The organism is Gemmatimonadaceae bacterium (assembly GCA_019752115.1).
In the GTDB taxonomy this organism is placed as follows: Bacteria; Gemmatimonadota; Gemmatimonadetes; order Gemmatimonadales; family Gemmatimonadaceae; genus Gemmatimonas.
Map to the genome: position 1 here is coordinate 1 of JAIEMN010000071.1, position 6,197 is coordinate 6,197.

Sequence of the window (6,197 nt, forward strand, 5' to 3'; positions counted from 1 at the left end):
GAGGCCACCGCCGCAGGCGCGGCACCGGCCCCACGTCCTGCGGGCGCCGCAGCCGCCGCCGCACTCGGCACCGGCGCACCGTTCGGCTGCGTCGGCGTCACGTTCGGCGTGAGCCCGGTCGGCGCCATCGGATTCTCGGCGGCCTTGAGCGCTGCCACGCGACGCGCGCGCATCGCAAGCTCGGTGCGCTGATCGCGCTCCGCCTTCGGCACGTCCTCGATACGCGACGCCGCTTCGAGCCCCGCGCCCTTCTTGATGAGCGCATCGAGCGCCGCCACACGGTTGTACGCTGCCGCCCACATGAGTGGCGTCTGCCCGAAGGCCGTCTCGCGCACATCCACGTTCACGCCCTTGGCCAGCAGCGCATTGATCGACTCCGCGTCGCCATGCCCGGCCGCAAAGTGCAGCGCGGTGGCGCCGCCCGTGCTGGTGGCCGCGTTGGCGTCAGCGCCATTGGCGAGCAGCGCCTTCACCACCGCTGAGCGGCCTTCGCGCGCCGCCAGATGCAGCGGCGTGTAGTTGCCGTTGCGGGTCACCGCATTCACGCGGGCCCCGGCGTAGATCAGCATCTGCGCCGCGCCCAGGTCACCGCGCTGCGCGGCGAAGTGCAGCGGCGACATGCCATCCGACGCCGCCTCGTTCACATCCGCGCCCTGCTTGATCAGCGCCCGCACGCGGGCACTGTCCCCACGAACGATGGCATCGACCAGCGGCGCATCGCCCGGATTGCTCCGGGCGGCGCCGAGGACGAGCGTGGTGGCGACCGCCGCCGCGACCACTCCACGAAGGGTGCGCATGATCAGGCGTTCGCCGAGTTGAGGTTGAGCACGCCGTTGCTGTCGCCGAAGGTCTTCATGTCGTCGATGCCGAGCGTGTGCATCATGCCGAGCATCGCGTTGGCCATCGGCGTGCCATCGGGCGCCTTGATGTGCAGGTTGCCCGTGAGGCGCCCTTCCGCCTTGCCGAGCACGATGAGCGGGCAGCGGCGATGGTTGTGCAGGTTCGAGTCACCCATCGGCGAGCCGTAGATGATCATCGTCTTGTCGAGCATGTTGCCGTCGCTTTCCTGAATGCTCTTGAGCTTGTCCAGGAAGTACGGGAGCATCGACACGTGGTACTTGTTGATCATGTGGAAGTCGCGCACGCCCTTCTCCGTGCCGCCATGGTGCGACGCCGGGTGGAACGGCTTGTCGGTGCCCGACTCGGGGTACGTCCGGCTCGAGCCGTCGCGACCCATCTTGAACGAGAAGACGCGCGTGATATCGGCGGCGAACGCCAGCGCCTGGATATCGAACATCAGCTTCACATGCTCGGCGAACGCGTCCGGCACGCCGGCCGGCGCCTCGGGGAGCTCGCGCGGCTCACCGCTCGTGTTGCGCGCTTCCACACGCTGGATGCGCCGCTCCACTTCGCGGATGTCTTCCATGTAGCGCTCGAGGCGCTGCTTGTCGTCGGGGCCAAGCTGCGTCTTGAGCGACGCCATCTCACTCCCCACGAAGTCCAGGATGCTGCGTCGCGTGCGACGGCGCTCGGCGCGCTCGGCGCTCGTGCCGCCCACGCCGAAGAGCTTCTCGAACGCCACGCGCGGATCACGAATGACCGGCAGCGGCTCGGTGGGCGACGCCCAGCTGATGGAGTCGGTGTACACGCAGGCGTAGCCGTACGCGCAGCCACCCGCCTGATCCACGTTCTCGATGCACAGCTGCATCGACGGAATGGGCGTGTCCTGCCCGAAGCGGCGCGCATAGAGCTGATCGAGCGACGTGCCGACGTGCACGTCGGAGCCTTCGGTCTGCTTGGGGTGGGACTGCGTGAGGAACACCGCGCTCGAGCGGAAGTGGTCGCCGCCGATCTCGTTCGGCGAGGTCGGCTCCGCTTCGCGCACGTCGGTGTTGCTGACGATCGTGAGGTAGTCGCGGTACTTGTCGAGCGAGTTGAGCGCGGTGGGCGACAGGTCGTACGCCTTGCCGGCGCTGGCGGGCGACCAGAGGTTCATCTTGGCGCCCCACTCATTGCAGCCGGCGGCGCCGTGCACCATTTCAATGGCGACGAGGCGCGGTGCCTTGTTGGCCGCGAAGAACGCCCGCCGACCCGTGGGGATCATCGCGTCGAGATACGGCAGGGCAATGGTGGCGCTCATCCCTTGCAGGAACTGGCGGCGCGGCATCGCCTTTCCGGTCAAGAAGTGCATCGATCGTCTCCGGTGGAGTGTGCGGGCGGAATCAGTGGGAACCGCTGCCGGCCTTGGCCGGCGCGGTGGCGGACGGAGCGGCGGGGGCCTGAGCGATGAACTTCCGCATGCGGAAGGCATCACTCTTCACCACACCGTAGATGAAATCGTTCATCTTGTAGTTCGACTTGGCGGCCACGCGCTCGATCTTGCGCACCGCCGGCTCGTCGTACCACTCGATGCGCCGGCCGAGGCCGTACGCCATGAGATTGCGTGTGAAGTTGCGCATGACCGGCACCGGGCGCTTGAGCAGGGCGGCCTGCAGTTCAGCCGGGCTCGAGATCTTGGTACCGTCGTAGTAGTCGCCACGCGTATCGAGCGGCGTGCCGTTCTCGCGGATGCGCCAGCGTCCCATCACGTCGAAGTTGTCGAGCGCGAGCCCGATCGGATCGATGAACTGATGGCACGACTTGCACGTCGCGTTGGCGCGATGGATCTCCATGCGCTCGCGCGTCGTGAGCAGGCGCCCTTCCTTGGCCGCGCCCGTCTTCTCGAGATCGGGGACATTCGGCGGCGGCGCCGGCGGCGGCGAGCCCATGAGCACTTCCATGACCCACTTGCCGCGAAGCACCGGGCTCGTCCGGTTGGCGACCGACGTCAGCGTCAGCACGCTGCCGTGCCCGAAGATGCCGCTGCGCGGTGAGCCGGCCGGATAGTTCACGCGGCGGAATTCGCTCCCCACCACGCCCGGAATGTCGTAGTGCTTGGCGAGCGCCTCGTTCGCGAACGTGTAGTTCGCCGTGAAGAAGTCGTTCATGGAACGGTTCTCCTTCACGAGATTGTAGAAGAAGAGCTCCGTCTCACGGCGCATGTCCACGGCGAGCTGCTCGCGGAAATCCGGATACTGGTTCGCGTCCGGATGTACGAGCGCGATATCGGGCAACCGCAGCCACTGCGCGGCAAAGCGCGTCGCCAGCGCTTCGCTCCGCGGGTCGGCCAGCATGCGCTTGGTCTGCTGCTGCAGCACGAGCGTGTCGTTCAGACGGCCGCTCTTGCCGAGGGCCACCAGCTGCTCATCGGGCGGCGTTCCCCACAGGAAGAACGACAGGCGGGAGGCAAGGTCGATTCCGTTGACGGCCATCACACCCTTCGCCGCGCCGGCCGTCGGCACTTCTTCGATGCGGAAGATGAAGTGCGGGCTCGACAGCATCGCTTCGAGGGCGGTGCGGACCCCGACTTCGAAGCCGCCGTCCTTGGCGCCCTCGTCGTAGAAGGTCATGAGCGCCTTCACGTCGTTCGCGGCGAGCGGCCGGCGATACGCTTGCGCGCCCAGACGCCCGATGATCTTCTCGGCGCACGGACGCGCCTCCGCCGGAGCCAGCGGGCGGCAGCTGAAGATGCGCTTGCGGCTTGGCGTCTCCGAGACCCCCGTCGGATTGAACGGGCCGGTCACCGCAAAGCTCTGCATGTGCGCCTGGACCGTGATGCCGGACTGCGACCCGATCTGCGTGTCGGCAATCGAGTGGCCAAGCGGCGTGATATTGTCGTTCACTGGCCCTTCGAAAGTGCGGACGAAGGTGGCCGAGATGCGCTGCGGCCCCGCCCGCACCGGCACCGGCTTGGTGCGGATTTCCATGCCGTTCGGATCGGCCTGCGACATGCCGCGATCGATGTCGAGCAGGGCGACGCGCTCGCCGTTCACCGAGACTTCGATCTTCTCATCGAACGGTGCCGTAGAGGCGAAAAGCTGGCCGGTCGGAATGGCGTGGAGCGTGACCGTGAAGACGTACTCGCCATCGGCCGGAAAATTGTGTGTCACCGACGAGCCACCACGCGTGCCGATCGGCGCGCCCTCCACCTGATCGAGCTGCGACGCGAGCCGCGCGATCTTGTAGGTGCTGGTGCTCGTGCTGGCCTTCGGGTCGCCCACCGCGAGCCGGCTGATCTCGCTGGCCGCGTCGAGGTAGGAATCGAGCGTCGTGGCCGACGGCAGCTGTACGTCCGCGATGTTGTCGAAGTTGGCGCTCTTGGTATCGAGCGGCAGCCAGGAATCGGCGCGCACGTCGATGTTCAGCACGTCCTTGATCGCCCGCTCGTACTCGGCGCGATTGAGGCGCTGGAAGGTGCGGGTGCCCGGATTGGGATTGGCCGCATACCGCGCGTCCATCTGCTTCTCGAGCGTCTCGTACAGCACCTGCAGCGTATCGCCGCCGGGCCGGGCGCGCCCCGGCGGTGGCATCATGCCGGAGCGGAGCTTGTTGATCATCTTCTCCGCCACTTCGGGCGACGACTGCCCGATGGTGAGGAGATCGAAGTTCTGGAGCGAGAGGTTGCCCTGTTTGCGCGTATCGCTGTGGCAGCCGGCGCAGGTCTTCTTCACCACGTCGGTGAGGGCCGGCGCTGCAATGGCCGTCCGCGCTGCCGGGGCGAGAAGCGGATGCCCGGCCGGGCGGGTGGCGGCCCGCTTCGCTTCTGCGGCTGGCGGATCAGCGAACGAGAGATCGTAGCGCACCGGCGCCGCCGTGACGGGCTGCGCAAGAGGACGCGATGCGGCCGTGGCATCGGGTCGCTGGTGCGACGCGATGGCGAGCAGGGCCAGGCAGCCGGAACCGGCGGCAACCAGCGACTTCATCCCGAATCTCCGGGTTGAAACGCGAGGAGGGAGAGGCGGAGGTGCAGGAGGGATCGCACCCCGTCATGCGGATGGGTGATTCGGTATTCTACGCTCTCCCAACGAATTCCGCTGAACGGAACGGGATATCGTCATGAGAATTCCGAGCGCGCGAACGCGCCCCCGCGCAGCGCTCTTGCCCGCTTGGCCGTTGGAGCCGCATAGTGGCCGCTCCTTCCCTCCCCTCCCCTTTCCCGCCTTCGGAGGTTTCGTGACCCGCGGTTCGTTTTCCCGCCTGGCCCATGCCGCCGGCGCCCTGGCGCTCAGCCTCGCGCTGGCACCTACGGCCCACGCCCAGTCGCACTTCAACCCGGTCGTGGACCTGCTCGCCGGCAAGAAGCCCGTCTTTGGCCTGTACGCGCCTTCCAACCCGCGCACCCGCCCCGGCCAGCCGGCGCCGGACCCCGCCACGCTCAAGTCGCCCGCCCAGCTCGCCGCCGATGCCGTCGCCTACAAGAAGGCCGACTACATCTTCGACGGCACGATGGAGTACAACTTCGAGCAGTCGTTCCCGCCCTTCACGGAGTTCATGAAGGGAATGGACGCCGCCGGCGCCATCCAGAAGGGGAAGAGCGCCTCCCACGGCCTCTTCGTGAAGACCATGGAGATCGCCCCCGACGTCGCGGCCGCCCAGGCCCGCATCGGCAAGCAGCTCAATGAAGGCGTGACCGGCGTGGTCTTCGTGGGCGTCGAAAGCGCCAAGGAAGTGGAGCAAGGGCTCGCCATGATGCGCTTCAAGAGCAAGGGCGGCACGCGCGCCGACGACGTAGGCGGCGCTCCGGCCCGCTGGGGGATGAGCGAGAAGGAGTACAAGGAGAAGGCCGACGTGTGGCCGCTCAATCCCAAGGGCGAGTTGGTCAACTTCACGATCGTGGAGAGCAAGGAAGGGCTCGCGCACATTCGTGAAATCGCCGCCGTGAAGGGGATCGGCGTGCTCTTCCCCGGTGCCGGTACGCTGCGCGGTGTCTTCACGACCACCGATGCCAGCGGCCAGCGCAAGTTCGACGAAGCCGGATGGGAAGCCGCCATTCAGTCGGTGCTGGCCGCCTGCAAGGAGTTCAAGGTCGCCTGCGGCTACCCCGCCAACGCCACGGACATCGAGAAGCGCATGCAGCAGGGCTTCAGCGTGTTCGTCATTGGGTGGGGGGAGCCGGGCTTCAAGGCGGTGGAGATCGGGCGGGGAGTCGCGGGGCGGTAAGGATTGGCGTTAGGGTTTCCTCGAGAGCCGAGAACCGAGCCTCGAGCGGCGAGAGGAGAGTGGTGAGACGGCATCTCACTACTGTTCAGACCGGGATGATGGGTGACACCGAGACCGGGATGATGGGTGACACTGGGCCATGTTTTGAGCTCCACGCG

Annotated in this window: 4 protein-coding genes; 1 reads left to right on the top strand and 3 read right to left on the bottom strand. The window is 67.3% G+C overall.

The window, feature by feature from the left end; genetic code table 11:
* From K2R93_20975 to K2R93_20985, 3 genes are all read right to left on the bottom strand, one after another.
* Positions 1-797, bottom strand: a 797-nt coding sequence (locus tag K2R93_20975; protein ID MBY0492324.1) for an ankyrin repeat domain-containing protein, incomplete at its 3' end; no start/stop codon positions are given.
* A 2-nt stretch (positions 798-799) separates the two neighbouring features.
* On the bottom strand, positions 800-2,191 hold the full coding sequence (locus K2R93_20980; protein ID MBY0492325.1) for a DUF1552 domain-containing protein: 1,392 nt from the start codon (positions 2,189-2,191) through the stop codon (positions 800-802).
* A 31-nt stretch (positions 2,192-2,222) separates the two neighbouring features.
* Positions 2,223-4,754 carry a DUF1592 domain-containing protein gene (locus tag K2R93_20985; GenBank protein ID MBY0492326.1) on the bottom strand — a complete coding sequence of 844 codons (2,532 nt, stop codon included), beginning with the start codon at positions 4,752-4,754 and terminating at the stop codon, positions 2,223-2,225.
* A gap of 298 nt (positions 4,755-5,052) precedes the next feature.
* Here K2R93_20985 and K2R93_20990 point away from each other — a divergent pair, with 298 nt between their 5' ends.
* Positions 5,053-6,039, top strand: coding sequence for a hypothetical protein (locus K2R93_20990; protein ID MBY0492327.1), 987 nt, complete (start codon positions 5,053-5,055; stop codon positions 6,037-6,039).
* The last annotated feature ends 158 nt before the right edge of the window (positions 6,040-6,197 follow it).

Coding starts and splice junctions, on each gene's coding strand:
- K2R93_20980 (MBY0492325.1), bottom strand. CDS start 2,191: ATGCACTTCTTGACCGGAAAGGCGATGCCGCGCCGCCAGTTCCTGCAA.